This is a genomic window from Rothia sp. (in: high G+C Gram-positive bacteria) (assembly GCF_030540545.1).
Classification (GTDB): Bacteria; Actinomycetota; Actinomycetes; order Actinomycetales; family Micrococcaceae; genus Rothia.
Genome location: NZ_JAUNVZ010000014.1, coordinates 1025 through 1661, shown reverse-complemented (window position 1 = coordinate 1661; position 637 = coordinate 1025). Strand labels below are relative to the sequence as shown.

2 rRNA genes are annotated in these 637 nt (G+C 60.4%); both read left to right on the top strand.

The features are described 5' to 3' along the window. Positions 1–232, top strand: a 23S ribosomal RNA gene (locus Q4P78_RS08550); the annotation flags it as partial. A 202-nt stretch (positions 233–434) separates the two neighbouring features. After that, positions 435–553 (top strand): 5S ribosomal RNA (gene rrf, locus Q4P78_RS08545). The last annotated feature ends 84 nt before the right edge of the window (positions 554–637 follow it).

Below are 637 nucleotides of genomic sequence, written 5' to 3'. Positions count from 1 at the left end.
AACCTCTGGTGTGCCAGTTGTCCCGCCCGGGGCACGGCTGGTTGGCTACGTTCGGGACGGGTAACCGCTGAAAGCATCTAAGCGGGAAACCATCTTCAAGACAAGGTCTCCACAAGAAGGACTCGTCCTTCTTGGTAGGCCCCCAGCAGACTACTGGGTTGATAGGCCAGAAGTGGAAGACCGGCAACGGTTGAGAGCTGACTGGTACTAATCGGCCGACACAAACAACACCCCCCCCACCCACCCGCCCGCCACAAGGACGGTACGTAGGGGTGACGGGAAAGACAGCAGCTAACCGCGAAGCGTCCACTATACGGTCCACACCCAACCCACCCCCCAACCACACCACACACAGGGTGACGGTGGTAGGGGGCGGCCAATAACCGAATCAACAACACGAGACAGCACCGCACTGCACTGCCCATACCAGACGTCTCGGTGGTCACAGCGACAGGGAACACGCCCGGCACCCATCCCGAACCCGGAAGCTAAGCCTGACAGCGCCGATGGTACTGCACCCGCCAGGGTGCGGGAGAGTAGGACACCACCGAGCACATCGTGAGAGAACCAGCCCCAGGATCTACCAAGACCCTGGGGCTGGTCCCTTTTTCACAGGTCGGCGATCTATCTTCGATGA